The following is a 26,575-nucleotide window of genomic DNA, read 5'->3' as shown; positions in this document are numbered from 1 at the left end:
TGATTTTTTGGCTGGTAAACGGCCACGGGCAGGTGGGGGTCTCAAAAAAGTAGGTAGTGGTTTCGTGCGTACTTTCCCCGAAGGTTCGGCAGGAACTCTTTCAGCTAAATTTGCGTTAAACGGGTCGAGCCAGCCAAGGACCTCAGTTTCTTTTAAAGCGAACTGCATATGCAGGATCTATAACTTAAAGCTGGGTGGCGGATATAAATCTCATTTCGCTCAGACTCGGGCAGGATTTGAGCGTCGAGGTTGGTCATATTCACGCCGGTCTGGACCTAATCTCTCTAGTGGCGATCGCCGAATTTTGCTCAAAGGGTCCAGGCAGCGGAGTGGGTCAAGTGATGCTTTGACGATTATGATCATATCTGAGTGGGGGCCTCGGACTGGGAATAGCTCAAAGCGCCTTCGGAATTGCGTGGCTGGCTAGAAGCATAAGAGGGCTTGGGCAGCTGGGGTGTTGCAAGCAGGCTTTTACCGCGTCTTGGTCTGCATGGTGATCTTTCAGACACGCGAACCCCTTGCCTTCCGACCCGCTCCATCCTATTTGAACCTTTCACACGGGCTTCGATGATTCGAGACCCGTTTTTTCTGTCGCACCATCAGGAGACCTGCACACCCCTTTTGACATATCTACGTCACGCGGAGGGGGCAGGTCAGATATTGCGAAAAACCTGTCTTAACAGGCGCTTGTTGAACCAAAGCGTCTTTTTGGAGAGGTCCACAGGTCGGAAGGGGTGCGGTGGGACGCGCTCCAGCATAGACCGGACTTAGCCGCTCTTATGGCTGTGCATCACGTCCCCGGTGATGGCGCAGTCGGCAAGAGACACGAAAGGTGACACGACATATGGCACAATCCTTCCTTGGCCAGAAGCGTCTACGTAAATATTATGGCAAAATCCGCGAAGTGCTGGAAATGCCGAACCTCATCGAGGTTCAAAAATCTTCCTACGATCTGTTCCTGAATTCCGGCGATGCCGAGACGCCCACCGATGGTGATGGCATCCAGGGTGTGTTCCAGTCGGTTTTCCCGATCAAGGATTTCAACGAGACATCCATTCTCGAGTACGTGAAATACGAGCTTGAGAAGCCGAAATATGACGTTGAGGAATGCCAGCAGCGCGACATGACCTACTCCGCGCCGCTCAAGGTAACGCTCCGTCTTATCGTGTTTGATATTGATGAGGATACAGGCGCCAAGTCTGTTAAGGATATCAAAGAGCAGGATGTGTTCATGGGCGACATGCCCCTGATGACACCGAACGGAACGTTTGTTGTGAACGGTACCGAGCGAGTAATCGTGTCCCAGATGCACCGCTCACCCGGTGTGTTCTTTGACCACGACAAGGGCAAGACGCACTCCTCCGGTAAGCTTCTTTTTGCTTGCCGTATTATCCCGTACCGTGGCTCATGGCTCGACTTTGAATTCGACGCAAAGGACATCGTATTCGCACGCATCGACCGTCGTCGTAAGTTGCCTGTGACCACGCTGCTGTATTCCTTGGGCCTTGATCAAGAAGCGATCATGGATGCCTATTACAACACAGTGACCTACCGTCTCGAGGCTGGCAAAGGCTGGATCGCACCGTTCTTCCCCGAGCGGGTTCGGGGCACCCGCCCGACCTATGACATCGTCGATGCAACAAGCGGCGAAGTGCTGTTCGAGCAAGGCAAGAAAGTCACTCCACGCGCGGTCAAGCAGTTGATAGACGCAGGCGAAGTGACCGAATTGTTGGTCCCATTTGACCACATCGAAGGCAAGTTCGTCTCCAAAGACATCATCAACGAAGAAACTGGCGCGATTTACGTCGAAGCCGGTGACGAGATGACGCTGGAGTATGACAAAGACGGCACGCTCATCGGCGGCACTGCAAAAGAGCTGGTCGATGCGGGCATTACCGAGATCCCACTCTTGGACATCGATAACGTCAATGTTGGGCCCTACATGCGCAACACCATGGCGGCTGACAAGAACATGAACCGCGACACCGCGCTCATGGACATCTACCGCGTGATGCGTCCGGGTGAGCCACCCACAGTCGAGGCCGCTTCGAACCTGTTCGACACGCTCTTCTTTGATGGCGAGCGCTATGACCTGTCCGCTGTTGGTCGCGTGAAGATGAACATGCGTCTCGCACTCGACAAAGTAGACACCCAGCGTACGCTGGACCGTGACGATATCGTAAAATGTATCAAAGCATTGGTCGATCTGCGTGATGGCCGTGGCGACATCGACGACATTGACCACCTCGGCAACCGCCGTGTGCGTTCTGTCGGTGAATTGATGGAAAACCAGTACCGCGTTGGCCTGCTCCGCATGGAGCGCGCGATCAAGGAGCGGATGTCCTCCGTCGAGATCGACACTGTCATGCCACAAGACCTGATCAACGCGAAACCAGCGGCTGCTGCGGTGCGCGAATTCTTCGGCTCCTCGCAGCTGTCGCAGTTTATGGACCAAACCAACCCGCTGTCCGAGGTCACGCACAAGCGTCGCCTTTCAGCGCTTGGACCAGGTGGTTTGACGCGTGAGCGTGCCGGTTTCGAAGTACGTGACGTCCACCCGACTCACTATGGCCGGATGTGTCCGATTGAAACGCCCGAAGGTCCGAACATTGGTCTTATCAACTCGCTGGCAACTTTTGCTCGCGTGAACAAATACGGCTTTATCGAAACGCCGTACCGCAAGGTGAAGGACGGTATTGTATCGGACGAAGTCCAGTACATGTCAGCGACCGAAGAGATGCGTCACACCGTAGCTCAGGCTAACGCGAACCTCGACGAGAATATGAAGTTCGTGAATGATCTGGTCTCCACACGGAAATCGGGCGACTACACACTGTCGCCTTCCATGAACGTGGACCTGATCGACGTCTCACCAAAGCAGTTGGTGTCCGTAGCGGCCTCCTTGATCCCGTTCCTTGAGAATGACGATGCGAACAGAGCCTTGATGGGCTCGAACATGCAACGTCAGGCGGTTCCACTTCTGCAAGCGGAGGCACCACTTGTTGGTACGGGCATTGAAGAAGTTGTGGCACGCGACTCTGGTGCGGCTTACATGGCGAAACGCGCAGGCGTGATCGACCAAGTGGACGCAACACGTATCGTTATCCGCGCGACCGAAGACCTTGAGCTGGGCGATGCAGGCGTAGACATCTACCGCATGCGCAAATTCCAGCGGTCCAACCAGAATACCTGCATCAACCAGCGTCCACTGGTTCAAGTAGGCGAGACGGTTATCAAAGGTCAGGTCATCGCGGACGGTCCGTCCACAGACATGGGTGAGCTGGCCCTTGGTAAAAACGTAGTCGTCGCGTTTATGCCTTGGAACGGTTACAACTATGAGGACTCCATCCTGATCTCCGAGCGCGTCTCGCGTGACGACGTCTTCACTTCGATCCACATCGAAGAATTCGAAGTCGCCGCCCGTGATACAAAGCTTGGCCCAGAGGAAATCACACGCGATATTCCAAACGTTGGCGAAGAAGCACTGCGCAATCTCGACGAGGCTGGCATCGTGTATATCGGCGCGGACGTAGAGCCGGGTGACATTCTGGTCGGTAAGATCACACCAAAAGGCGAAAGCCCGATGACGCCGGAAGAGAAACTCCTCCGCGCTATCTTTGGTGAGAAAGCTTCTGACGTGCGTGACACCTCCTTGCGCGTAAAGCCGGGTGATTTTGGTACAGTTGTCGAAGTTCGTGTTTTCAACCGCCATGGCGTTGAAAAAGATGAACGTGCCCTGCAGATTGAGCGTGAAGAGGTCGAACGTCTGGCCCGTGACCGCGACGATGAGCTCGGCATTCTGGATCGCAACATCTATGCCCGTCTGCGTGAGATGATCCTTGGTAAGACGGCTGTTAAAGGCCCCAAAGGCGTAAAGCCCGGAAGCCAGATCACAGAAGAGACACTGGACGAAGTTCTGACACGCGGTCAGTGGTGGCAGTTGGCCCTCGAAGACGAGGATGACGCCAAGATCGTCGAAGCCTTGAACGAGCAGTACGAGATCCAGAAACGGACCTTGGATGCGCGCTTTGAGGACAAAGTCGAGAAAGTACGCCGTGGCGATGATCTGCCCCCAGGCGTGATGAAGATGGTCAAAGTATTCGTCGCGGTTAAGCGTAAGCTTCAGCCTGGTGATAAAATGGCTGGTCGTCACGGTAACAAGGGCGTTATTTCCAAGGTTGTACCGATGGAAGACATGCCGTTCCTTGAGGATGGTACACCTGTCGACTTCTGTCTGAACCCGCTTGGCGTTCCGTCGCGTATGAACGTTGGTCAGATCCTCGAGACACACATGGGCTGGGCCGCACGCGGTCTGGGCATCAACATCGACGAGGCGCTGCAAGAGTATAAGCGCTCCGGCGATATGACCCCTGTGCGTGAAGCGATGAAGCTGGCTTATGGCGACGATGTCTACGACGAAGGCATCGCAGGCATGGACGAGGATGATCTGCTGGAAGCAGCAGGGAACGTCACCAGTGGTGTGCCGATTGCGACGCCCGTCTTTGACGGCGCGAAGGAAGCGGATGTGAACGACAGCCTTGCACGTGCGGGCTTTGACACATCTGGTCAGTCGGTCCTGTTTGATGGTCGCACAGGCGAGCAGTTCAGCCGCAAGGTTACTGTTGGCGTGAAATACCTGCTCAAGCTGCACCACCTTGTGGACGACAAAATCCACGCGCGCTCTACCGGTCCATATTCGCTGGTCACCCAGCAGCCATTGGGCGGTAAAGCACAGTTCGGTGGTCAGCGCTTTGGTGAGATGGAGGTCTGGGCACTTGAAGCCTACGGCGCTGCATACACCTTGCAGGAAATGCTGACTGTAAAATCGGATGACGTCGCTGGCCGTACAAAAGTGTACGAGAGCATCGTCAAAGGCGAGGACAACTTCGAGGCAGGTATCCCTGAATCGTTCAACGTTCTGGTCAAAGAGGTCCGCGGACTGGGTCTCAACATGGAACTCCTGGATGCGGAGGATGAAGAGTAGGGCAACGCTGGAATTTAGATATTCCAGTCCGGCGGCCTTGGCGGTTGCCGGACCCTCTCTCCCCCGCTTTCGAGAATAAATCTAAGGACATCCAATGAACCAAGAACTTACAAACAACCCGTTTAATCCCGTCGCGCCTACCAAGACGTTTGACGAAATCAAGGTATCTCTGGCCTCGCCAGAGCGTATCCTGTCGTGGTCCTTCGGTGAGATCAAGAAGCCCGAAACCATCAACTACCGCACGTTCAAGCCTGAGCGTGACGGTCTGTTCTGTGCGCGTATCTTTGGCCCGATCAAAGACTACGAATGTCTGTGCGGCAAATACAAGCGTATGAAATATCGCGGTGTTGTCTGCGAAAAATGCGGTGTGGAAGTTACGCTGCAAAAAGTCCGCCGTGAGCGGATGGGCCACATCGAGCTGGCCTCCCCAGTTGCGCACATCTGGTTCCTGAAATCACTGCCAAGCCGGATCGGCCTCATGCTCGACATGACGCTGCGCGATCTTGAGCGGGTTCTCTACTTCGAGAACTACGTTGTGATCGAGCCGGGCCTGACAGATCTCACCTACGGTCAGATGATGACCGAAGAAGAGTTTATGGACGCCCAAGACGCCTATGGCATGGACGCATTTACTGCGAACATCGGTGCCGAAGCGATCCGCGAAATGCTGGCCGCAATTGACCTCGAAGCAGAAGCTGACCAGCTGCGCGAAGAGCTCAAAGAAGCCACAGGTGAATTGAAGCCGAAGAAGATCATCAAGCGCCTTAAGGTTGTTGAGTCCTTCCTCGAGTCCGGCAACCGCCCCGAGTGGATGGTTCTGACAGTGATCCCCGTGATCCCGCCAGAACTGCGCCCACTGGTTCCACTCGATGGTGGCCGCTTTGCGACTTCCGACCTCAACGATCTGTATCGCCGCGTGATCAACCGTAACAACCGTCTCAAGCGTCTGATCGAGCTGCGTGCGCCCGATATCATCGTGCGTAACGAAAAGCGGATGTTGCAGGAATCTGTGGATGCGCTGTTCGACAACGGCCGTCGTGGGCGTGTGATCACGGGTGCCAACAAGCGTCCGTTGAAATCACTCTCCGATATGCTCAAGGGTAAGCAAGGCCGCTTCCGTCAGAACCTTTTGGGTAAGCGCGTCGACTTCTCGGGCCGTTCCGTAATTGTGACAGGTCCAGAGCTCAAGCTGCACCAGTGTGGTTTGCCGAAAAAGATGGCCTTGGAACTGTTCAAGCCGTTCATCTACTCGCGTCTTGAAGCCAAAGGCCTTTCCTCGACGGTCAAGCAAGCCAAGAAGCTCGTTGAAAAAGAGCGTCCCGAAGTGTGGGACATCCTCGACGAAGTTATCCGCGAGCACCCAGTCATGCTGAACCGTGCGCCTACATTGCACCGTCTTGGCATTCAGGCGTTCGAGCCGGTGTTGATTGAAGGTAAAGCCATCCAGCTGCACCCGCTCGTCTGTTCCGCCTTCAACGCTGACTTTGACGGCGACCAAATGGCTGTTCACGTGCCCCTCTCGCTGGAAGCCCAGCTTGAAGCACGTGTTCTGATGATGTCCACCAACAACGTTCTGTCGCCTGCAAACGGCGCACCGATCATTGTTCCATCACAGGATATGATCTTGGGTCTCTACTATGTGACCCTCGAGCGTGAAGGCATGGTTGGTCAGGGTAAAGTCTTTGGCAACGTTAACGAAGTACAGCATGCGCTGGACTCTGGCGAAGTGCACCTGCACGCCAAGATCAAATCGCGGATCAAACAGATCGATGCCGAAGGCAACGAGATCGACGTTCGCTTTGACACCACTCCGGGTCGTGTACTGTTGGGCGCGCTTCTGCCGCTGAATGCAAAAGCACCGTTTGACCTCGTCAACCGTTTGCTGCGCAAGAAAGAAGTGCAGCAGGTCATCGATACGGTTTACCGTTACTGTGGCCAAAAAGAATCCGTCATCTTCTGTGACCAGATCATGACAATGGGTTTCCGCGAAGCATTCAAGGCAGGCATCTCGTTTGGTAAAGACGACATGCTGATCCCTGACAGCAAGTGGCCACTGGTTGAAGAAACACGCGACCAAGTGAAAGACTTTGAACAGCAGTACATGGACGGCCTGATCACTCAGGGTGAAAAGTACAACAAAGTTGTCGATGCTTGGTCAAAGTGTAACGACAAAGTCACCGACGCGATGATGGGTTCGATTTCCGACACCACATACGCTGAGAACGGTTCCGAGAATGAGCCGAACTCCGTGTACATGATGGCGCACTCGGGTGCGCGTGGCTCGGTTACCCAGATGAAACAGTTGGGCGGCATGCGCGGCCTGATGGCCAAGCCGAACGGCGACATCATCGAGACACCGATCATCTCGAACTTTAAGGAAGGTCTGACCGTACTTGAGTACTTCAACTCTACCCACGGTGCCCGTAAGGGTCTGTCGGATACGGCTTTGAAGACTGCGAACTCGGGCTATCTGACACGCCGTCTGGTGGACGTGGCACAGGATTGTATCGTGCGCATGCATGATTGCGGTACTGATGTTGCGATCACTGCGACTGCGGCTGTGAACGATGGTGAAGTTGTCTCCTCACTTGCCGAGCGTCTGTTGGGTCGTGTGGTTGCAGAAGACCTGATGCGTCCGGGCACAGACGAAGTGCTGGTCACAAATGGTACGATCATCGACGAGCGTTTGGCTGACATCATCGACGAAGCTGGCGTTGCATCTGCACGCATCCGCTCACCGCTTACATGTGAAGCGGAAGAGGGCGTTTGTGCTCAGTGCTACGGTCGTGACCTCGCACGCGGTACACTGGTGAACCAAGGTGAGGCCGTCGGCATCATCGCGGCACAATCCATCGGCGAGCCGGGTACACAGCTGACGATGCGGACGTTCCACATCGGCGGCGTTGCCCAAGGTGGCCAGCAGTCGTTCCAGGAAGCGGGTCAGTCCGGTAAAATCCGCTTCGAGAACAGCAACACGCTGCAAAACTCGTCTGATGAAACCATGGTCATGGGCCGTAACATGAAGATGCTCATCATCGACGAAAATGGTGATGAGCGCGCAAGCCACAAAGTGGGCTACGGTACCAAGCTGTTTGTCAAAGAGGGGCAAGATATCGTTCGCGGCGACAAACTGTACGAATGGGACCCCTACACACTGCCAATGATTGCCGAAGCTTCCGGTACGATCAAGCATGTCGACCTTATCTCTGGCATTTCTGTCAAAGACGAGACCGATGATGCGACTGGTATGACCCAGAAGATCGTCATCGACTGGCGTTCTGCTGCGAAGGGTAACGAGCTTAAGCCAGAGATCATTCTGCAGGATAAAGACGGCGAACCACTGCGCAATACAGCTGGCAACCCGATCACCTATCCGATGTCTGTGGACGCCGTTATGTCCGTCGAGGATGGTACCGAAGTTGAAGCGGGTGACGTTATTGCCCGTATTCCGCGCGAAGGTTCCAAAACCAAGGACATTACCGGTGGTTTGCCACGGGTTGCTGAACTCTTTGAGGCACGTCGCCCCAAGGATCACGCGATCATCGCGGAAATCGACGGCTATGTGCGCTACGGCAAAGACTACAAGAACAAGCGCCGCATCGCGATCGAGAGCTCGGAAGATCCGGACTTCAAAGTCGAATACATGGTGCCAAAAGGTAAGCACATCCCCGTAGCCGAAGGCGACTTCGTGCAGAAGGGCGATTACATCATGGACGGCAACCCTGCGCCGCATGATATTCTCGCCATTATGGGTGTTGAAGCGCTGGCGGATTACATGATCGACGAAGTGCAGGACGTCTACCGTCTGCAAGGTGTGAAGATTAACGACAAACACATCGAAGTCATCGTGCGCCAGATGCTGCAAAAGTGGGAAATCCAGGAATCTGGGGACACCACGCTGCTCAAAGGCGAACATGTGGACAAGCAAGAGTTCGACGCAGCCAACGAGAAATCGCTCTCCAAAGGTGGACGTCCCGCCAAAGGCGAGCCGATCCTCTTGGGCATCACCAAAGCGTCGCTGCAAACCCGCAGCTTCATCTCTGCGGCGTCCTTCCAAGAGACTACGCGTGTTCTCACCGAGGCATCTGTTCAAGGTAAGCGCGACAAATTGGTTGGTCTAAAAGAGAACGTGATCGTGGGTCGTCTGATCCCTGCAGGTACTGGTGGGGCAACCCAACAGATGCGTCGTGTAGCAGCAGACCGCGATAACGTTGTCGTTGAGGCGCGCCGGATTGAAGCGGAGAAGGCCGCAGCGCTTGCTGCACCGGTTGCTCCAGCGAATGATGTTGTCGGTGGCGATGTGTTTGATCAAGCACCAAGCTTTGACGAGGAAAGCCGCGATTGATAGCGCGCTGACCTAAGCGAAATCTAAAAGCCCCCGCAGCCAACAGGTTGCGGGGGCTTTTGTTTGAGCACGCCGGACTTTTGCAAAAAGTCTGTGCCCAAGAAATCTGTGATTTCTTGCCCGCGCGTGACTGCAATGGATTGCTCCCCCTCGAACAATCGCACAGTGTTGTGGAAGTTTGAGGAATTTCCGGCATGTCTCCCAATACCACTGGCGCACTGATGATGATGGCTTCTATGGCGGCCTTTGTGATGAACGACACGTTTCTCAAGCTTACAGGTGGGGCTGTCCCTTTGTTCCAGCTTATCTTTTTACGTGGAATTCTGGCGACGCTGCTGATTTTCGCTCTTGCTTACCAGCTTGGAGCATTGCAGTTTTCCGTTGCGCGGCGTGACAAGGGGCTAATCGCCCTGCGGGGATTGACCGAGATCATCACGGCCTATTTTTTCCTCAGCGCCCTGTTCAACATGCCTTTAGGCAATCTCAATGCAATCATGCAGGTGGTTCCGCTTACGGTGACTCTCGGGTCCGCGCTGTTCTACCGTGAGGTTGTGGGCTGGCGCAGGATGCTGGCCATCGGGATCGGGCTTTTTGGCGTGATGCTCATCATCAGACCAGGTGCGGAGGGGTTCAATGTCTGGTCGCTCTATGCATTGGCAGCTGTGGTATGTGTGACTGCCCGCGATCTGATCACACGGCGCCTTTCTGCGGGTGTGCCGGGGATGACCGTGACTCTTGGAACAACTGTGGCTGTGATGTGCGCCGCAGGGCTCGCCTCTCTTACGCAGGACTGGGCACCTGTCAGCGGGCAGTCAGCGCTCTTTATCTGCGGCTCTGCCGTCTTTGTCCTGACTGGTTATTTTTTCAGCATTCAGGTTATGCGCACGGGCGATGTCTCTTTCAGCGCACCCTTCAGGTACACAGGGCTGATCGGCGCAATGATCATTGGTTTTCTGATCTTCGACGAAGTGCCTAAACCTCTCACCTTTTTTGGAGCAGCCATCGTGATGGGTACGGGCCTCTTCACCTTCTACCGTGAGCGTAAACTCTCAAGGGCGTGAAAACACCTCGCGCACATGGGCGTCATCAATGCCAAAGGTGGCGCGGATGTGGGCCGCTTTTTCGGCATCCATCGGCTGATAGTCAAAGGTGTTGCCCTTCCCCTCCGTGCGGCTGTCATTGAAGTCATTGTGCCCCCGCATCATCATGTCCTCGCCCGTGAGCGTGAGGGTAGGCATGGTCTTCCATAGGTTTTGGTGGCCATGGCTCATGATCGTGTCATCACTGCCCGCCTGCACGATCATTCCCAGCGCTATGGCGGAGTAGGGATAGTGGTAAGGCCAGAGTTTCACGCCCGCCGCACCCGCCGTAAAGACATAACCCTGATTGAAATCCACTGCGACAGAGCTGTGCTGCGCCGTAATCGCGCTGAGGTCATGGGCCGTCTGTTTGAACCGCTCCACAAAATTCAGCGCCATAGCGTCATCATCATCAAGACGGAACTGGAGGCAGGTGCTGTCAGGTGCCCCGCGCCAGTCATTGACTGCTTTCGCCATAATCTTACGGTGGGGCCGGGGGGGATACTGCCTGATCACGCACTGCGAAATTCTTGCCGTTAGAGTTTTCAACCGCTCCAGATAATGCTTGGGAAACCAGTTGCCCGTCACGATAAGAAACGTAAAATCAGGATCGGTTTGGGCTGCAATGCAGGGCAGGGTGATCGCTTCGAACAGGCGGAACCGCTCTTCCATCCGCGCCTCGTCATAAAGGAACGCTGCCAGTGCAGGGGGGTCATCAATGCCGAGCTTGAAGCCGCCCTTACCCTGATATGAAAAACGGCAGATCCCTACAGTCTTCATTCAGGCACCTTTAAACACGCGCTGCACATGGTCGATATCAATGGCAAAGCGTTTGCGAAACTTCTCGGCCTCTTCATAGGTCAGCGGTTTAACAGGGACCACCTTCACAGGCTTCTGACGGCTGTCGTTCGACGCATTATGCCCGCGCACAAACATCCGCGGCTCGTCAAAGCTTACCGAGGGCATAAAGCGGTTTATCTTGTTGTGGGCGAAATTCATGATGGTGAGGTGGCAGTCCCCTTTGACCCACATGCCAAGGGCCGCCACATCAAAGGGGCGGAAAATCTCGGTCGCGGCGACGCCCTTGGGACCATACTCCGCGATGTAGCCCTTGTTCCAATCAAACGCGACGCTCTTGTGCTGCTTCGTCAGACCCTCGCAATCGGCGGCGGCCTTACGCAACCGCTCAACAAAATCCACAGCAACGGCATCATCATCGTCAAAACGGAACTGGAGACACGGCTGTGAGAAATCGCGGCGAGCCGCGTTGAGGATTTGCTTCATCACTTCGCGCTGCGGGCGCGGTGGCTCCGCATGGATACGCGCTTGCGGCATATCCGCGATCAGTGCAGTGAGCCGTGCAAGGTTGTGCGCAGGCATCTGGTCGCCCACCACAATAATCAGCTCAAAATCGGGATCGGTCTGCGCGCGAAGCGAGGGTAGGGCCACCGCCTCGAACAGCTGGAACCGCTCCTCTATCCGTGTATCATCATAGAGGTAGGCGATGCGCTCCTGGATGGTTTCGTGATCCACCTGAAACCCGCCAATAGCAGGGTAGGAAAATCGGCACAGGCCGAGTACTTGGAGTGTCACTGCTATCCTCACACGCTTTTGGCGAACTATGCGGGAGAGGATGGGGTTTTGGCAAGGGCAGGGGCGTGGGTAAATGCCGGCCTGTTGACACCTCATGCGACTCTGCGTATACGCCCGTTATCTCGCTAATGGGGGTCGCCCCTGCCGCGCATATCATAACGCATGTGGTCACGATCCAGGCCGCCTTAATTGGCCCGATCCTCTGTTAGCATAGCCGCCTCGCTTACCTCGGTACGGAAGCGTTGCGGCCATATTGCTTTGGACCAACTGCTCTTACAACGCGGCATGACGAATGCCGCATACCATTCACCGCACGGGGGTCCGCCCCTTTGCATAAAAGATCGCAACACGGGGAAAAAACCGGAATGCCAACAATTCAGCAGCTGATCCGCAAACCGCGCCAGCCAAAACGCAAAATCTCGAAGTCCATGCACCTGCAGGAATGCCCGCAGAAGCGTGGCGTTTGTACGCGCGTTTACACAACCACACCAAAGAAGCCGAACTCCGCGATGCGGAAAGTTGCGAAGGTTCGCCTGACCAACGGTTTCGAAGTGATCTCCTACATCGGTGGTGAGTCCCACAACCTTCAGGAGCACTCCGTGGTTCTGATCCGTGGCGGCCGCGTAAAAGACCTTCCAGGTGTTCGCTACCACATCGTTCGCGGTGTTCTCGATACGCAAGGCGTTAAAGATCGTAAGCAGCGCCGCTCCAAGTATGGTGCCAAGCGTCCGAAGTAAGCCCCGTATCTGGCCGGATGTACGCATCCGGTCACTCTAATCTGACACTATGCACGCTCACGCGCTGCACCCCGCCAAGAGGAAGACAACTAGATGTCACGCCGCCACGCCGCTGAAAAACGCGAAGTACTGCCAGACGCCAAATACGGTGATCTGGTTCTGACAAAATTCATGAACAACCTGATGGTTGATGGCAAAAAAGCCGTCGCCGAGCGGATTGTTTACAACGCATTCGACCGCGTTGAAGCCAAGATCAAACGCGCACCTGTCGAAGTGTTCCACGAAGCGCTTGAGAATATCCAGCCCTCCGTCGAAGTGCGCTCGCGCCGCGTCGGTGGTGCAACCTATCAGGTTCCAGTTGAAGTGCGCCCCGAGCGTCGCGTCGCATTGGCAATCCGCTGGTTGATCAAAGCCGCACGTTCGCGCAACGAAAACACCATGGAAGAGCGCCTCGCAGGTGAGCTGATGGACGCAGTTCAGTCCCGTGGTACTGCCGTTAAAAAGCGTGAAGACACGCATAAAATGGCCGACGCGAACAAAGCATTCAGCCACTACCGCTGGTAAGATTTTCAAGATCGGGGCCGCGATACGCGTGGCCCCTGAACTTTTTCAAAGCACACTCCTGAGGAAGCTTTCAAATGGCACGCGACTATCCCCTCGAACTGTACCGCAACTTTGGTATCATCGCGCATATCGATGCGGGTAAGACCACATGTTCCGAACGTATCCTGTTCTATACAGGTAAATCCCACAACATTGGCGAAGTGCATGACGGCGCCGCGACAATGGACTGGATGGAGCAGGAGCAGGAACGGGGTATTACAATTACTTCCGCTGCGACCACGACATTCTGGGAGCGTACGGAGACCGGCACAGAAGCCGATTCTGCCAAGCACCGCATGAATATCATCGACACACCCGGTCACGTTGACTTCACCATTGAAGTTGAGCGTTCCTTGGCTGTTCTTGACGGCGCGGTAACCGTTCTCGACGCCAACGCCGGAGTTGAGCCGCAGACAGAAACAGTCTGGCGTCAGGCCGACCGTTATAAAGTTCCGCGTATCGTGTTCGTGAACAAAATGGATAAGATCGGCGCGGATTTCTACAACTGCGTCAAGATGATTCAGGACCGTACAGGCGCTACACCTGCTCCTATCCAAATTCCAATCGGTTCCGAGACCGAGCTGGAAGGCATGGTTGACCTCGTCACCATGGAAGAGTGGGTTTGGGAAGGTGAAGATCTGGGCGCGAGCTGGGTTAAAAAGCCGATCCGCGAAAGCCTAAAAGAGAAAGCCGACCACTGGCGTGCGCACTTGATCGAAAATGCGGTTGAGATGGACGATGAAGCCATGGAGAACTACTTGATGGACGGCGCCGAGCCTGACGTCGCTACTCTCCGCAAGCTGATCCGTAAGGGCACACTGGCGATTAAGTTCATCCCCGTACTCTGCGGCTCCGCGTTCAAGAACAAAGGCGTTCAGCCTCTGCTCAACGCTGTAATCGACTATCTGCCATCCCCGATGGACGTTGTTGATTATATGGGCTTTAAACCTGGTGATGAAGAAGAAGTACGTGACATCCCGCGCCGTGCGGACGATGCCATGGCATTCTCTGGTCTTGCCTTTAAAATCATGAACGACCCTTTCGTGGGCTCGTTGACGTTCACACGCATTTACTCTGGTACGTTGAACAAGGGCGACACGCTCTTGAACTCTACCAAAGGTAAAAAAGAGCGTGTTGGCCGTATGATGATGATGCACGCTATCGACCGTGAAGAAATCACCGAAGCATTTGCGGGCGACATCATTGCGCTTGCAGGTCTGAAAGACACCACAACAGGTGACACATTGTGTTCCGTTGCTGATCCTGTGGTTCTGGAAACTATGACCTTCCCGACACCGGTCATCGAGATTGCGGTTGAGCCTAAGACCAAGGCCGACCAAGAGAAGATGTCTACAGGTCTGGCGCGTTTGGCTGCTGAGGATCCATCCTTCACTGTTGAGACTGACCTCGAATCCGGTCAGACGATCATGAAGGGCATGGGCGAACTTCACCTCGACATCCTCGTGGACCGTCTCAAGCGTGAATTCAAAGTCGAAGCCAACATTGGTGCGCCTCAGGTTGCCTACCGTGAGACCATCTCACGCGAAGCAGAAATCACCTACACCCACAAGAAGCAGTCCGGCGGTTCCGGTCAGTTTGCCGAAGTGAAGATGATTCTGATGCCGACCGAGCCAGGCGAAGGGTATTCGTTTGAGTCCCGCATCGTCGGTGGCGCTGTTCCAAAGGAATACATCCCGGGCGTTGAAAAAGGCATCAAATCTGTTCTGGACTCCGGTCCGCTCGCGGGCTTCCCCGTCATCGACTTCAAGGTTGCCTTGATCGACGGTAAATTCCACGATGTTGACTCCTCCGTTCTGGCGTTCGAAATCGCTGCTCGTATGGGTATGCGCGAAGGCATGAAAAAGGCGGGCGCCAAGATGCTTGAGCCGATCATGAAGGTCGAAGTTGTCACACCAGAAGAATACACTGGCGGCATCATCGGCGATCTGACATCGCGTCGCGGTCAGGTACAGGGGCAGGACACTCGCGGTAACGCGATTGCCATCGACTGTTTCGTACCTCTCGCGAACATGTTCGGCTACATCAACACGCTGCGTTCCATGTCCTCTGGTCGTGCGAACTTCTCCATGCAGTTCGACCACTATGAGGCTGTTCCACAGAACATCTCCGACGAGATCCAAGCCAAATTCGCATAACAACGGCGGCCCGCAGCACTGCGGGCCTGCCAAACTCACATTGAACATTAAGGAGCCAACACCATGGCAAAGGAAAAGTTTGAACGTAACAAACCGCACGTCAACATCGGCACAATCGGCCACGTTGACCACGGTAAGACGACACTGACAGCTGCGATCACCAAGTATTTTGGTGACTTCAAAGCCTATGACCAGATTGACGGCGCGCCTGAGGAAAAAGCACGCGGTATCACAATCTCCACAGCGCACGTTGAGTACGAAACCGAAGCACGCCACTACGCGCACGTCGATTGCCCGGGCCACGCTGACTATGTGAAGAACATGATCACCGGTGCGGCACAGATGGACGGCGCGATCCTGGTTGTGAACGCAGCAGACGGCCCAATGCCACAGACGCGTGAGCACATCCTGCTCGGCCGTCAGGTTGGCATCCCGTACATGGTTGTTTACATGAACAAAGTTGACCAGGTCGACGACGAAGAGCTGCTCGAGCTGGTTGAGATGGAAATCCGTGAGTTGCTTTCCAAGTACGAGTACCCTGGCGATGATATCCCGATCATCCCTGGTTCCGCTCTGCACGCGATGAACGGGACACAGCCCGAAATCGGCGAAGAGTCCATCAAGAAGCTGATGGCAGCCGTGGACGAGTATATCCCGACACCAGCACGCGCTGTAGATCAGCCGTTCCTGATGCCTGTGGAAGACGTATTCTCGATCTCTGGTCGTGGTACTGTTGTAACGGGCCGTGTTGAGCGTGGCGTGATCAACGTTGGCGACAGCATTGAAATCGTTGGTCTGCGCGACACCAAAACAACGACCTGCACAGGCGTTGAAATGTTCCGCAAGCTGCTGGACCGTGGTGAGGCAGGCGACAACATCGGCGCATTGCTGCGCGGTATCGACCGTGAAGGTGTTGAGCGCGGTCAGGTGCTTTGCGCACCTAAGTCCGTCCTGCCACACACCAAGTTCGAAGCCGAAGCGTACATCCTCACCAAAGAGGAAGGTGGCCGTCACACGCCATTTTTCGCGAACTACCGTCCACAGTTCTACTTCCGTACAACGGATGTGACCGGCACTGTTAACCTGCCCGAGGGTACGGAAATGGTAATGCCAGGTGACAACCTGAAGTTCGACGTAGAGCTGATCGCCCCAATCGCGATGGAGCAGGGTCTGCGCTTCGCGATCCGCGAAGGCGGCCGCACCGTTGGCGCGGGCGTTGTATCGAAAATCACAGACTAAGCCTATCGGCCGCAAGGCTAATACGCGAACCTGTTAATGCAAAGGCCTCTCCGAAAGGAGGGGCCTTTGTCATTCCAAAGCAGCAGTTCTAACCGCTATTATTAATATAGCGACGGTATTCTGTATTCTGGCGATGTGATGCTTTTTTGCGGGGGAAAAGATAAGAACAGCTTCGCTCCCAGATTCCTTTGAGGCCGAAAGCGCCAATTATGTGATCAACTAGGCAAGACAGCTTTAGACAATCCAAAGCAGCTCAGCATTCCATTGTCGTTTACACAGACGGTATGCCCATAAGGTGCACATGTCGTCAGCCGCAGTCAGTTTTGGCGATGTTGTCGGGCCTTCAAACCTATTCTGACGGTGCTTTTCAATTTAACTGCGCAAGTGTCGATCCTTTCAGCCGTACGGTAGAATTTGATGCGTTCGCGGATTAGGATGGTCCATCGATCCCAAGCTATTTGCTTTAACCCCCCGTTTACCAGCTCCCCAAGAATGAATGTTATATTTGGCCTGTGACAAGGTCTGTCCACCATGCAAAAGGGCTGCACCCTTTACGGGGTGTAGCCTTTTTTGTGCCGTGGCTCCCTTTTTTGTAGGGTTAGCGTGCAGCGATGGCAGCCTCTGCCTCTGCGAATGACAGCAGTCGCTTGCTGTCCTCATCCCACAGATGTAATCGCGCGTTTACGATGCTTTCGCGAATTGTCATACGGTTTATTTTTGCGAGACCTTCATGATCCTTCAAGACCTGTGGCAGGCGGTAAAAAGGGATGCGACTATAAAGGTGGTGAATGTGATGGATACCTATGTTTGCTGTCAGCCATTGCAACACGGAAGGCATCACATAGTGCGAGCTGCCTTGCAGGGCCGCGTCATGCATATCCCACTCAGGTTCTTCTTCCCAATGCGTCGTTTCGAACTGGTGCTGCACATAGAACAGCCAGACACCCGCCGTTGCAGCAAGCAGTGTAGACGGCACAAAAATCAACAGGATCGGCATCAGACCACCGAAATACCAGATGACCGATAGAGCTGCGATGATAGCGATATTGGTGCCCATTGCGCTGACCCAGTACCGCGCTTTCGCCATCATGCCAAACGGCAGACGGTTATCGAGAAAGAAGAGGTATCCAGGTCCCAAACCGAACAGGACGATAGGATGGCGATACAGGCGATAGCGAAAGCGGCGATAAGGCGACAGCTTTTCGTATTCGGCAACAGTTAGGGTATCCACATCACCAATACCGCGGCGCGACAGGTTCCCAGAGGAGCTGTGGTGGATCGCATGGGCACGGCGCCAGACGTCATAAGGCGTTAGTGTCAGGACGCCGATCACTCGGCCGACCCAATCGCTCAGCGTGCGGTTCTTGAAGAACGATGCATGGCCACAGTCATGCTGGATCGCGAAAAGGCGCAAGATGAATGCGCCGTTCACCAGCGAGATGGCCAATGTAAGCCACGCGCTAATTGAAAGGGACCACCAAGCCAGCGCCCAGAGGGCGATGAAGGGTCCAAGCGTCACGCCAAGCTCGTAAAAGCTGCGCGATGTGCTTGGTTCGCGGTAGTTGGAAAGTAACTTGATCCAATCGCGTGCACGGGCTGGTTCGATGGTTTTGTCCACAAGGGGATCAAAGTGGGCGGAATACTGGTTCATACGTCTGCTCTCGTAAGTAATGTCGCCTTGATAAACCAATGCCCCCGCTGAACAACACATAATGAAGCTATGTTCCCTAAGATTTTATGACTGCGTGAAATACCGCGCCTTTTCGGGAGTTTCTGGTGTGATTTTGGGTGTTTTAGCGCCGAAAGATGGTCAATAAACGCTCTTACGGGCCTCTGCGGCATATCACCACCCCAAGCTAAATCTGTTTGGTTTCAGGGTGTTTCGGGTAGGTCTTTAACGCTGGGGCCGATTGGCGGCTCAAAAGCGGAGCATTGTACTCAATATCCGCACGATTTACAGGCCTGTTCGATTGCTTGAGAAACCGCCATTCGGCCCTTGCCAGACAATGCGACTCCACCTATACGCCCCCTATTGAACGGGGTGTGCCTTAAGCGCGCCCTGCTTTCGTTAGACAACAGCGCGATGAGGGCTCATGATGAGCATGCGTCCTCCTCTCCGACTTCATCCCGAAGATAAGGGATTTGTATTATGGCTGCTAGCCAGAACATCCGCATCCGCCTCAAGGCGTTTGACTATCGGGTGCTTGATGCCTCCACTCAGGAAATCGTCAACACCGCCAAGCGCACAGGCGCTTCCGTTCGCGGCCCCATTCCGCTGCCGAACAAAATCGAAAAATTCACTGTTTTGCGTGGCCCCCACGTTGACAAGAAATCCCGTGACCAGTTCGAAATCCGCACGCACAAGCGCCTGCTGGATATCGTTGATCCGACCCCCCAGACCGTTGACGCGCTGATGAAGCTCGACCTCGCCGCTGGTGTGGACGTCGAGATCAAGCTGCAGTCATAAGCGTAGGAGGGTAATAGTATGTTGCGCTCAGGCGTTATTGCAAAAAAGATGGGCATGACCCGTCTGTTCATGGAAGACGGTAAGCAGATTCCTGTAACCGTTCTTCAGCTCGATAACCTTCAGGTTGTTGCACAGCGTACCATCGAAAAGGACGGCTATGTTGCTGTTCAGCTCGGTGCAGGTACAGCAAAAGTGAAACGCACGTCACAAGCGATGCGCGGCCACTTTGCAGCAGCAAAGGTTGAACCAAAGCGCAAGGTTGCTGAATTCCGCGTTGACGCGGAAGCGATGCTTCCAGTTGGCGAAGAGATCATTGCCGATCACTACTTTGCAGGTCAGTACGTTGACGTGGCGGGTACATCCATCGGTAAGGGCTTTCAGGGCGCGATGAAGCGTCACAACTTTGGCGGTCTGCGTGCGACACACGGTGTTTCCGTGTCTCACCGCTCACACGGCTCCACGGGCCAGTGTCAGGATCCCGGTAAGGTTTTTAAAGGCAAGAAAATGGCCGGTCACATGGGTTCCGCTCGTGTAACCACTCAGAACCTCGAAGTTGTCAAAACTGACACCGCTCGCGGTCTGATTATGGTCAAAGGCGCTGTACCAGGCTCCAAAGGTGGATGGGTTACTGTTAAGGACGCGGTTAAGAAACCGTTCCCCGAGAACGCAATCGTTCCCGGTGCCTTGGCATCCGCCGCTCGTGAAGCTGCAAAAGCAGCCGAAGAAGCAGCCGCAGCCGCAGCCGCCGAAGCAGAAGCAGAAGCAAAGCGTCTTGCTGAAGAAGCAGCCGCAGCAGAAGCCGAAGCGCTGAAAGCAGCCGAAGCCGATATCGCAGCGGATAAAGCAGAAGCTGGTGATCAAAGCGAAACGCTTGATGAAACCAAGAAAGAAGGTGACGCATGAAACTAGATGTCATCAAACTCGACGGCGGCAATGCTGGATCGATCGACCTGGACGAGGCTCTGTTCGGCCTTGAGCCACGTGCCGACATCCTGCACCGTGTGGTCCGCTGGCAGCGTAACAACGCACAGGCCGGTACCCACAAGGTAAAGACACGTCGCGAAGTCAGCTATTCCACCAAGAAGATCTACCGCCAAAAAGGCACCGGTGGCGCACGCCACGGCGCACGCTCGGCACCGATCTTTCGTGGGGGCGGTATCTACAAGGGTCCAACTCCTCGTAGCCACGGCCACGAGCTGACAAAGAAGTTCCGTAAACTGGGTCTGCGCATGGCGCTCTCCGCAAAGGCAAAAGCCGGCGCGTTGGTCATCATCGACGATGCTCAGTCTGACGGTAAAACATCCGCACTGGCCAAGCAGGTATCTGCATTGGGTTGGAAGCGCGCGTTGATCATTGACGGTGCAACCGTGAATGAGAACTTCTTGCAAGCCGCGCGCAACATTGAAGGTCTGGATATCCTGCCAACAATGGGCGCTAACGTATACGACATCCTGAAGCGTGATACTCTTGTCATCACAAAGGCAGGACTCGAAGCACTGGAGGCCCGTTTGAAATGAGCGCGAAGCCAGAACATTACGATATCATCCGCAAGCCGCTGATCACGGAAAAAGCAACAATGGCTTCTGAAGCCAATGCCGTTGTTTTCGAAGTGGCCATCGCTGCGAACAAGCCAATGATCAAAGAAGCTGTTGAAGCTCTCTTTGGTGTCAAGATGAAGGCCGTGAACACGTCCATCACCAAAGGTAAGGTAAAGCGCTTCCGCGGTCAGTTGGGTACACGCAAAGACGTGAAAAAAGCCTATGTGACCTTGGAAGAAGGCAACACCATCGACGTGTCTACCGGTCTGTAAGTCCGATTGACGCAGACACTGAGAAGGCCCTCGCTTAACGCGGGGGCCTTTTTCGTTGAAGTGGTGGATTTTAACCAGATTAGGTAATGTTGAGAATGAAAGCTTATGAGGGGAGGCAGTTTGATGAAGTTCATTTCCGTGTTACTTGCGCTTTGCGTATCAGTTGCCGGTCTTTCCTTGATCGCGGTGCAGCGCGATCAGGCGACGCTGCCCAACGGAATGATCATCAAGCAGCAACTTGATCTAAAGCGGCGTCATCTGGGCAACTTGCTTGCGCCCGACGGCAAGACGGTCATTGCCAAGGATATCGAGTTCGTCTGCTTCAACGATACCCATATCCGCGTCATTTCTTATATTGATGGCGAGAACCTCAACTACGCGGAGCAGGAGGGCCGCTTGCTGACCCTGTCAAGTAACCGCGAAACACTTGAAGAGGCTGGGCTTTGGAAGGAAAAGGGATCTTGCAACGGATATTTTGATGCGATGATCGGACCTGGCCTGCTGTACGTAGGAAACAGGGATCCGTTCCTGCCCGCATGTAGACATAGGAACCTTGAAAATGACGCATTGCAAAACCCAGAGTGGCTAAAATGGCCCTGTTCAGTCAGGTAATCCGTTTGGCGTTAGATGCACCTGATTTATCGACTGGCTCGAGGCATAAGGTTACGGGAAACCGCCTGTTCGGATGCAACGACGAAAACCACTTGCTATTGGGATGTCAAAAGCGCACATAGCAGGTGCGACGTTACTATATCTATCGGAATTACTGCTCCTTACGGCTCAGTCTTACGATCTTTAAACGACTTAGCCGACCTGCCGCATTTCGTGGGCAGTTAAAATAAGGAATACTCTAATGGCCACTGGTACAGTAAAATGGTTCAACACAACTAAAGGCTTCGGCTTTATCGCTCCCGATGGCGGCAGCAAAGATGTTTTCGTACACATCTCCGCCGTTGAGCAGGCAGGCCTTACAGGTCTGTCCGATGATCAGAAAGTTACTTTCGACATCGAAGCCGGCCGTGACGGTCGCGAATCTGCGACAAACATCGCACTGGCATAAGCCAGCTCTCCCCTAGGGGAGTGATCAGAAATTTATCAGAGGGCGTATCCGAAAGGGTGCGCCCTTTGTGCATGTGGAGATTCGATTCTCATTGTTTTCAATTCGGAAACGGAAGCTGATACCTAACCTGTGAACTATTTTGAGCCTTGGTTGGAAAATCTCTTGACCAAGGGATAGTGCGCCATTCCCAAAATTCTCAACAATTCGTTAACGTATGGGAAGGCTGTGCCCCCAAAGTCTCAACCTAAGGTTATCCCGACACATCGCCTTGTTGCGCATGCCATCCGCTCCCTAGGATGAGGTCAGTCCTTCGCGACACGACCTGTATTTGTAAAGGAGCCCCCGAATGGTGCTCGATCCGATCCTCCTCGATATGCTGCGCATAAGCCACCTCACCCTTTTTGCCGCCGGAATGGGAACTTGCCTGTTTCACGATTTCCTGACCTTCCGCAGCATGGCTGACCCGATCACCAAATCCGAGATCACCTCCATCGAAACCCTCCACAACTGGATCAGATTTGCATTTGCAGGCCTTTGGGTCACGGGCCTCATCCTCATCTACGTGCGCACATCGTTCGACCTTGTCAATTTTTCCCCCAAGCTTTGGACAAAGGTCAGCCTGATGGCCCTGATGAGCGGGAACGCAGTTCTGATCGGCCTCTACGTGCTGCCGATGCTGCGCCGCAACCTCGGCCGCTCTATGCTCGAAATCGCTCCCAAAGAAATGTGCATCGCCACAACCATCGCCGCAGCCTCATTGTTCGGCTGGTCCTCAGGCATGATGCTCGGCGCCAGCACTTATCTCAAAACCGCCCCTTGGGAAGTCCTCCTCCCCGCCGCAGCAGGCTGGTTCATCCTATGCACGATAGGGGGGCAGGTGGGTGTGATGTTCATGCGGGCCCGTATGCAGGCCAACGGCGAGCGCGAAGACCAGATGACGTTTGATTTGGGTTAAAACCTGCATCGCAGTCGCCTACCCTGAGATATGAATGCGCCCGTAAAGATATAGATCCAGAAAAGGAGCGGGGCGGCAAAGCTGTTATGCTCTCTCGTAAATCGGGTTTACTGCTCTATTTCAAAAGGGAGAGGTGTCAGCGCCAATCCGGAATTTGTGTCGGTTGAAGGTGACGAGCTTGGTAAGGGCGGTCCATGTCGAATTTTGAAAAATCATCCAGTTCAACGTCGAAGAGCCAAGGCGACGTGAAGTCTTCGAGCGATTTCGAGGATTATGTCTGGGCTCTCTCCATCATGAGCATTGGATATAGTGGTCGAGGGCTGGTTTACGCTGTTATCGCCTGCGTTTCGTTCTGGTCCTTATGGTGGGGCGGTGAGGCTGAAGGAACCAAGTCTGCGCTAGAATCGCTTAACGGTATCGCTGGCAGCATTTTGGTTGCGACCATTGCAGTAGGTCTTTTCTCCTTTGCAGCTTGGCGGTTCATTTCGTGCTTTTGGGATCTTGAGGAGTACGGCACAGACGCAAAGGGCCTTGTTGTACGCGCAGGGCTGTTAGTTATTGGTGTGGTCCACTTGGGACTTGGTGCAATTGCTATTGCAGCACTGGGTGTTGTGAGGTCGGAGGGGCAGAGCGAGTATAGCATGTCGGACTTAATGCAGTCGTCAATCGGGCCGTGGATTGTCGGCTGTGTAGGTATTTCCACGATGATTGCAGGACTCATCTATCTTTATAAAAGCATCTCTGGCAGCTATCGTGACAGCCTTCAGGCGAACCATTTTACCGTCCATTGGAACCCTGTTCTGCGTATCGGTCTAGCGGCGCAGGGGATAAGCTTGGGCATCATCGGTGGCTTGATCCTCTATGCTGCGCTGACCATTGACGCATCAAAGGCAGGAGGGCTGGGCGCTGCGTTCGAGTGGTTGCACAATCAGGCTTATGGTCGTTTCCTTGTTGTTGCACTGTGTCTGGGATTGATTGCCTTCAGCCTCGTGTGTTTTGTAAACGCGGCATATCGGATCGTTCCCAAAGCGTCCGACAGTTCGGTCCAAAATCTCACAACAAGGCTGGCCGCTGAACAGGCTTGACGTAGGCCGATGAAGGCGGGGCTGACTCTTGCATGGATTGTTGGCGACTATCACATCTAAATTGCGCCGTCACCTTGACCCCACACCCGCCACACCCTAACAGACACCATCGGCACAGCCCCAGATTCGTCTGGGGCTTCGTTGTTGTCTGTAAGGACATATCTACTGGCACCTACGGGGGCCTCTAACCACAGCGCACCTACGGGGGCGCATACAAGCAAAACGGAAGACAGAGAACATGGCACTCAAGTCGTACAAACCGACGACGCCAGGCCAGCGTGGGCTGGTACTGATTGACCGTTCGGAGCTTTGGAAAGGTCGCCCTGTAAAGGCCCTCACTGAGGGACTTAGCAAGCACGGCGGACGGAACAACACCGGACGGATCACAATGCGTCGCAAGGGTGGTGGTGCAAAGCGCCTCTACCGCATCGTCGATTTCAAGCGTAACAAAATGGACGTCACTGCGACGATCATGCGCATTGAATATGACCCGAACCGGACCGCGTTTATCGCGCTCGTGAAATATGAAGACGGTGAGCAGGCCTACATCCTTGCCCCCCAGCGTATCGCCATTGGTGATCAGGTCGTGGCTTCCGCCAAGGCAGACATCAAGCCAGGCAACGCAATGCCATTCTCCGGCATGCCTATCGGTACAATCATCCACAACATCGAGATGAAGCCAGGCAAAGGCGGCCAGATCGCCCGTGCTGCTGGTACATACGCTCAGTTTGTTGGCCGTGATGGTGGTTACGCCCAGATCCGTTTGTCTTCGGGCGAACTGCGTCTGGTCCGTCAGGAATGCATGGCCACCGTTGGTGCCGTGTCCAACCCCGACAACTCCAACCAGAACTACGGTAAAGCGGGCCGCATGCGTCACAAGGGCATCCGCCCAAGTGTTCGTGGTGTTGTCATGAACCCGATCGACCACCCACACGGTGGTGGTGAAGGTCGTACGTCCGGTGGTCGTCACCCGGTTACCCCTTGGGGCAAGCCGACCAAAGGTGCCAAGACTCGTAACAAGAAAAAAGCGTCAAGTGCTCTGATCATCAGATCGCGCCACGCCAAGAAGAAGGGACGCTAAGAATGTCTCGTTCAGTATGGAAAGGTCCTTTTGTTGACTCTTATGTCCTCAAAAAGGCCGAAGCCTCCCGCGAGAGCGGTCGCAGCGAAGTGATCAAGATCTGGTCGCGCCGTTCCACGATTCTCCCACAGTTTGTTGGCCTGACGTTCGGCGTCTATAACGGTCACAAGCATATCCCAGTAAACGTCACTGAGGACATGATTGGTCAGAAGTTTGGTGAGTATTCACCAACGCGGACCTATTATGGCCACGCAGCCGACAAAAAAGCGAAGCGGAAATAAGCCATGAGCAAGGATAAAAATCCCCGCCGCGTGGCAGACAATGAGGCACGTGCAAAACTGCGCATGCTGAAAACGTCGCCGCAGAAACTTAACCTCGTTGCCGCAATGATCCGCGGCAAGAAGGTCGACCGTGCATTGACGGACCTGACCTTCTCCAAGAAGCGTATCGCCGTTGACGTGAAGAAATGCCTTCAGTCCGCGATTGCCAATGGCGAGAACAACCACAACCTCGACGTGGATGAGCTGATCGTAGCCGAAGCCTATGTAGGCAAGAACATGACACTCAAGCGTGGTCGTCCACGTGCGCGTGGCCGTTTCGGCAAGATTCTAAAGCCGTTTGCGGAAATCACCATCGTCGTGCGTCAGGTTGAGGAGCAAGCATAATGGGTAATAAAGTCAATCCAATCGGCATGCGCCTTCAGGTTAACCGTACATGGGATAGCCGCTGGTATGCCGACACAAAGGACTTCGGGAACCTTCTTCTGGAAGATCTCGCGATCCGCAAGTTCATCAAGACTGAATGTGCTCAGGCGGGTATCTCTCGTGTGATCATCGAGCGTCCGCACAAAAAGTGCCGCGTTACGATCCACACAGCCCGTCCCGGTGTGATCATCGGCAAGAAAGGTGCAGACATTGAGGGTCTGCGCAAGAAACTTGCCGCGTTCACCGACTCTGAATTGCACCTCAACATTGTTGAAGTTCGCAAGCCAGAGCTGGATGCAGCCCTTGTTGGTGAGAGCATTGCACAGCAGCTTGAGCGTCGGGTTTCTTTCCGCCGCGCCATGAAGCGTGCGGTACAGAACGCCATGCGTATGGGTGCCCTTGGTATCCGTGTGAACCTCGCGGGTCGCCTCGGCGGTGCCGAGATCGCGCGTACAGAATGGTACCGTGAAGGTCGCGTTCCGTTGCACACACTGCGTGCGGACATCGATTATGCACATGTTGAAGCAATGACTGCCTATGGCATCATCGGCATCAAGACGTGGATATTCAAAGGCGAGATCATGGAACATGATCCAGCTGCGCACGATCGTAAGTTACAAGAAATGCAAGACGGCCCAGCACCTCGCGGTGCCGGCGGTCGGCGTTAAGGAGTAGAA

At 54.5% G+C, this 26,575-nt stretch carries 22 protein-coding genes; 19 read left to right on the top strand and 3 right to left on the bottom strand.

Annotation, left to right across the window (positions count from 1 at the left end):
- Nucleotides 1-844 precede the first annotated feature (844 nt).
- The 3 genes from rpoB (at nucleotide 845) to Q0775_RS05145 (ending at nucleotide 10,390) form a co-directional block, all read left to right on the top strand.
- Nucleotides 845-4,984, top strand: coding sequence for a DNA-directed RNA polymerase subunit beta (rpoB, locus tag Q0775_RS05155; protein ID WP_298858287.1), 4,140 nt, complete (start codon nucleotides 845-847; stop codon nucleotides 4,982-4,984).
- Between the two features lie 94 nt (nucleotides 4,985-5,078).
- The gene (gene rpoC / locus Q0775_RS05150; protein WP_298858286.1) at nucleotides 5,079-9,329 is read left to right on the top strand and encodes a DNA-directed RNA polymerase subunit beta'; all 4,251 of its coding nucleotides are present in this window, start codon (nucleotides 5,079-5,081) and stop codon (nucleotides 9,327-9,329) included.
- Nucleotides 9,330-9,523: 194 nt separating this feature from the next.
- Nucleotides 9,524-10,390: a DMT family transporter gene (locus Q0775_RS05145; RefSeq protein ID WP_298858285.1), complete on the top strand. Its 867-nt coding sequence runs from the start codon at nucleotides 9,524-9,526 to the stop codon at nucleotides 10,388-10,390.
- Here Q0775_RS05145 and Q0775_RS05140 read toward each other — a convergent pair.
- Complete coding sequence (locus tag Q0775_RS05140; protein WP_298858284.1) at nucleotides 10,379-11,188, bottom strand: putative rhamnosyl transferase; 810 nt, start codon at nucleotides 11,186-11,188, stop codon at nucleotides 10,379-10,381. The genes Q0775_RS05145 and Q0775_RS05140 overlap by 12 nt on opposite strands.
- Nucleotides 11,189-12,001, bottom strand: a complete 813-nt coding sequence (locus tag Q0775_RS05135; protein ID WP_298858283.1) for a putative rhamnosyl transferase — start codon at nucleotides 11,999-12,001, stop codon at nucleotides 11,189-11,191.
- Nucleotides 12,002-12,366: 365 nt separating this feature from the next.
- Here Q0775_RS05135 and rpsL point away from each other — a divergent pair, with 365 nt between their 5' ends.
- The 4 genes from rpsL to tuf all read left to right on the top strand — a co-directional run bounded on the left by rpsL (nucleotide 12,367) and on the right by tuf (nucleotide 16,736).
- Entirely contained in the window at nucleotides 12,367-12,738 is a 372-nt protein-coding gene (rpsL, locus tag Q0775_RS05130; RefSeq protein WP_298858282.1) for a 30S ribosomal protein S12, read from the top strand.
- Between the two features lie 93 nt (nucleotides 12,739-12,831).
- Nucleotides 12,832-13,302 (top strand): 30S ribosomal protein S7, encoded by a 471-nt coding sequence (gene rpsG, locus Q0775_RS05125; protein WP_298858281.1) that lies wholly within the window; start codon nucleotides 12,832-12,834, stop codon nucleotides 13,300-13,302.
- A gap of 74 nt (nucleotides 13,303-13,376) precedes the next feature.
- Complete coding sequence (gene fusA, locus Q0775_RS05120) at nucleotides 13,377-15,497, top strand: elongation factor G (protein ID WP_298858280.1); 2,121 nt, start codon at nucleotides 13,377-13,379, stop codon at nucleotides 15,495-15,497.
- Nucleotides 15,498-15,560: 63 nt separating this feature from the next.
- Nucleotides 15,561-16,736 carry an elongation factor Tu gene (gene tuf / locus Q0775_RS05115; protein ID WP_298858279.1) on the top strand — a complete coding sequence of 392 codons (1,176 nt, stop codon included), beginning with the start codon at nucleotides 15,561-15,563 and terminating at the stop codon, nucleotides 16,734-16,736.
- A 598-nt stretch (nucleotides 16,737-17,334) separates the two neighbouring features.
- On the opposite strand, the gene Q0775_RS05110 is transcribed toward tuf, so the two are convergent.
- The gene (locus Q0775_RS05110; protein ID WP_298858278.1) at nucleotides 17,335-18,387 is read right to left on the bottom strand and encodes a fatty acid desaturase; all 1,053 of its coding nucleotides are present in this window, start codon (nucleotides 18,385-18,387) and stop codon (nucleotides 17,335-17,337) included.
- A gap of 498 nt (nucleotides 18,388-18,885) precedes the next feature.
- On the opposite strand from Q0775_RS05110, the gene rpsJ reads away from it, so the two are divergent.
- From rpsJ to rpsC, 12 genes are all read left to right on the top strand, one after another.
- Nucleotides 18,886-19,203, top strand: coding sequence for a 30S ribosomal protein S10 (rpsJ, locus tag Q0775_RS05105; RefSeq protein ID WP_025063450.1), 318 nt, complete (start codon nucleotides 18,886-18,888; stop codon nucleotides 19,201-19,203).
- A gap of 18 nt (nucleotides 19,204-19,221) precedes the next feature.
- A complete protein-coding gene (rplC, locus tag Q0775_RS05100) occupies nucleotides 19,222-20,106 on the top strand; it encodes a 50S ribosomal protein L3 (RefSeq protein ID WP_298858277.1) in 885 nt (294 codons plus the stop codon).
- A complete protein-coding gene (gene rplD, locus Q0775_RS05095; protein WP_298858276.1) occupies nucleotides 20,103-20,720 on the top strand; it encodes a 50S ribosomal protein L4 in 618 nt (205 codons plus the stop codon). The genes rplC and rplD overlap by 4 nt, the downstream gene beginning before the upstream one ends.
- Nucleotides 20,717-21,013, top strand: coding sequence for a 50S ribosomal protein L23 (locus tag Q0775_RS05090; protein ID WP_298858275.1), 297 nt, complete (start codon nucleotides 20,717-20,719; stop codon nucleotides 21,011-21,013). Before rplD ends, Q0775_RS05090 begins: the two co-directional genes overlap by 4 nt.
- A gap of 123 nt (nucleotides 21,014-21,136) precedes the next feature.
- Complete coding sequence (locus tag Q0775_RS05085) at nucleotides 21,137-21,625, top strand: hypothetical protein (protein WP_298858274.1); 489 nt, start codon at nucleotides 21,137-21,139, stop codon at nucleotides 21,623-21,625.
- Nucleotides 21,626-21,866: 241 nt separating this feature from the next.
- A complete protein-coding gene (locus Q0775_RS05080) occupies nucleotides 21,867-22,073 on the top strand; it encodes a cold-shock protein (protein WP_267167296.1) in 207 nt (68 codons plus the stop codon).
- Between the two features lie 346 nt (nucleotides 22,074-22,419).
- A complete protein-coding gene (locus Q0775_RS05075) occupies nucleotides 22,420-23,028 on the top strand; it encodes a hypothetical protein (protein ID WP_298858273.1) in 609 nt (202 codons plus the stop codon).
- Nucleotides 23,029-23,222: 194 nt separating this feature from the next.
- Complete coding sequence (locus Q0775_RS05070) at nucleotides 23,223-24,113, top strand: DUF1206 domain-containing protein (RefSeq protein ID WP_298858272.1); 891 nt, start codon at nucleotides 23,223-23,225, stop codon at nucleotides 24,111-24,113.
- Between the two features lie 238 nt (nucleotides 24,114-24,351).
- Nucleotides 24,352-25,194 (top strand): 50S ribosomal protein L2, encoded by an 843-nt coding sequence (gene rplB, locus Q0775_RS05065; RefSeq protein WP_298858271.1) that lies wholly within the window; start codon nucleotides 24,352-24,354, stop codon nucleotides 25,192-25,194.
- Between the two features lie 2 nt (nucleotides 25,195-25,196).
- Nucleotides 25,197-25,475 (top strand): 30S ribosomal protein S19, encoded by a 279-nt coding sequence (gene rpsS, locus Q0775_RS05060; RefSeq protein WP_025063443.1) that lies wholly within the window; start codon nucleotides 25,197-25,199, stop codon nucleotides 25,473-25,475.
- A gap of 3 nt (nucleotides 25,476-25,478) precedes the next feature.
- Nucleotides 25,479-25,859 carry a 50S ribosomal protein L22 gene (gene rplV, locus Q0775_RS05055; protein ID WP_298858270.1) on the top strand — a complete coding sequence of 127 codons (381 nt, stop codon included), beginning with the start codon at nucleotides 25,479-25,481 and terminating at the stop codon, nucleotides 25,857-25,859.
- On the top strand, nucleotides 25,859-26,566 hold the full coding sequence (gene rpsC / locus Q0775_RS05050; RefSeq protein WP_298858269.1) for a 30S ribosomal protein S3: 708 nt from the start codon (nucleotides 25,859-25,861) through the stop codon (nucleotides 26,564-26,566). Before rplV ends, rpsC begins: the two co-directional genes overlap by 1 nt.
- The last annotated feature ends 9 nt before the right edge of the window (nucleotides 26,567-26,575 follow it).

The sequence above is a fragment of the uncultured Sulfitobacter sp. genome (assembly GCF_947499945.1).
Classification (GTDB): Bacteria; Pseudomonadota; Alphaproteobacteria; order Rhodobacterales; family Rhodobacteraceae; genus Sulfitobacter.
The sequence above is the reverse complement of the archived record's forward strand: the minus strand, read 5'-3'. Positions and strand labels throughout refer to the sequence as shown.

Excerpts from the sequence above, each read along its gene's own strand:
- rpoB (WP_298858287.1), top strand. The coding sequence starts at position 845 with ATGGCACAATCCTTCCTTGGCCAGAAGCGTCTACGTAAATATTATGGC.
- rpoC (WP_298858286.1), top strand. The coding sequence starts at position 5,079 with ATGAACCAAGAACTTACAAACAACCCGTTTAATCCCGTCGCGCCTACC.
- Q0775_RS05145 (WP_298858285.1), top strand. The coding sequence starts at position 9,524 with ATGTCTCCCAATACCACTGGCGCACTGATGATGATGGCTTCTATGGCG.
- Q0775_RS05140 (WP_298858284.1), bottom strand. The coding sequence starts at position 11,188 with ATGAAGACTGTAGGGATCTGCCGTTTTTCATATCAGGGTAAGGGCGGC.
- rpsL (WP_298858282.1), top strand. The coding sequence starts at position 12,367 with ATGCCAACAATTCAGCAGCTGATCCGCAAACCGCGCCAGCCAAAACGC.
- rpsG (WP_298858281.1), top strand. The coding sequence starts at position 12,832 with ATGTCACGCCGCCACGCCGCTGAAAAACGCGAAGTACTGCCAGACGCC.
- fusA (WP_298858280.1), top strand. The coding sequence starts at position 13,377 with ATGGCACGCGACTATCCCCTCGAACTGTACCGCAACTTTGGTATCATC.
- tuf (WP_298858279.1), top strand. The coding sequence starts at position 15,561 with ATGGCAAAGGAAAAGTTTGAACGTAACAAACCGCACGTCAACATCGGC.
- Q0775_RS05110 (WP_298858278.1), bottom strand. The coding sequence starts at position 18,387 with ATGAACCAGTATTCCGCCCACTTTGATCCCCTTGTGGACAAAACCATC.
- rpsJ (WP_025063450.1), top strand. The coding sequence starts at position 18,886 with ATGGCTGCTAGCCAGAACATCCGCATCCGCCTCAAGGCGTTTGACTAT.
- rplC (WP_298858277.1), top strand. The coding sequence starts at position 19,222 with ATGTTGCGCTCAGGCGTTATTGCAAAAAAGATGGGCATGACCCGTCTG.
- rplD (WP_298858276.1), top strand. The coding sequence starts at position 20,103 with ATGAAACTAGATGTCATCAAACTCGACGGCGGCAATGCTGGATCGATC.
- Q0775_RS05090 (WP_298858275.1), top strand. The coding sequence starts at position 20,717 with ATGAGCGCGAAGCCAGAACATTACGATATCATCCGCAAGCCGCTGATC.
- Q0775_RS05085 (WP_298858274.1), top strand. The coding sequence starts at position 21,137 with ATGAAGTTCATTTCCGTGTTACTTGCGCTTTGCGTATCAGTTGCCGGT.
- Q0775_RS05080 (WP_267167296.1), top strand. The coding sequence starts at position 21,867 with ATGGCCACTGGTACAGTAAAATGGTTCAACACAACTAAAGGCTTCGGC.
- Q0775_RS05075 (WP_298858273.1), top strand. The coding sequence starts at position 22,420 with ATGGTGCTCGATCCGATCCTCCTCGATATGCTGCGCATAAGCCACCTC.
- Q0775_RS05070 (WP_298858272.1), top strand. The coding sequence starts at position 23,223 with ATGTCGAATTTTGAAAAATCATCCAGTTCAACGTCGAAGAGCCAAGGC.
- rplB (WP_298858271.1), top strand. The coding sequence starts at position 24,352 with ATGGCACTCAAGTCGTACAAACCGACGACGCCAGGCCAGCGTGGGCTG.
- rpsS (WP_025063443.1), top strand. The coding sequence starts at position 25,197 with ATGTCTCGTTCAGTATGGAAAGGTCCTTTTGTTGACTCTTATGTCCTC.
- rplV (WP_298858270.1), top strand. The coding sequence starts at position 25,479 with ATGAGCAAGGATAAAAATCCCCGCCGCGTGGCAGACAATGAGGCACGT.
- rpsC (WP_298858269.1), top strand. The coding sequence starts at position 25,859 with ATGGGTAATAAAGTCAATCCAATCGGCATGCGCCTTCAGGTTAACCGT.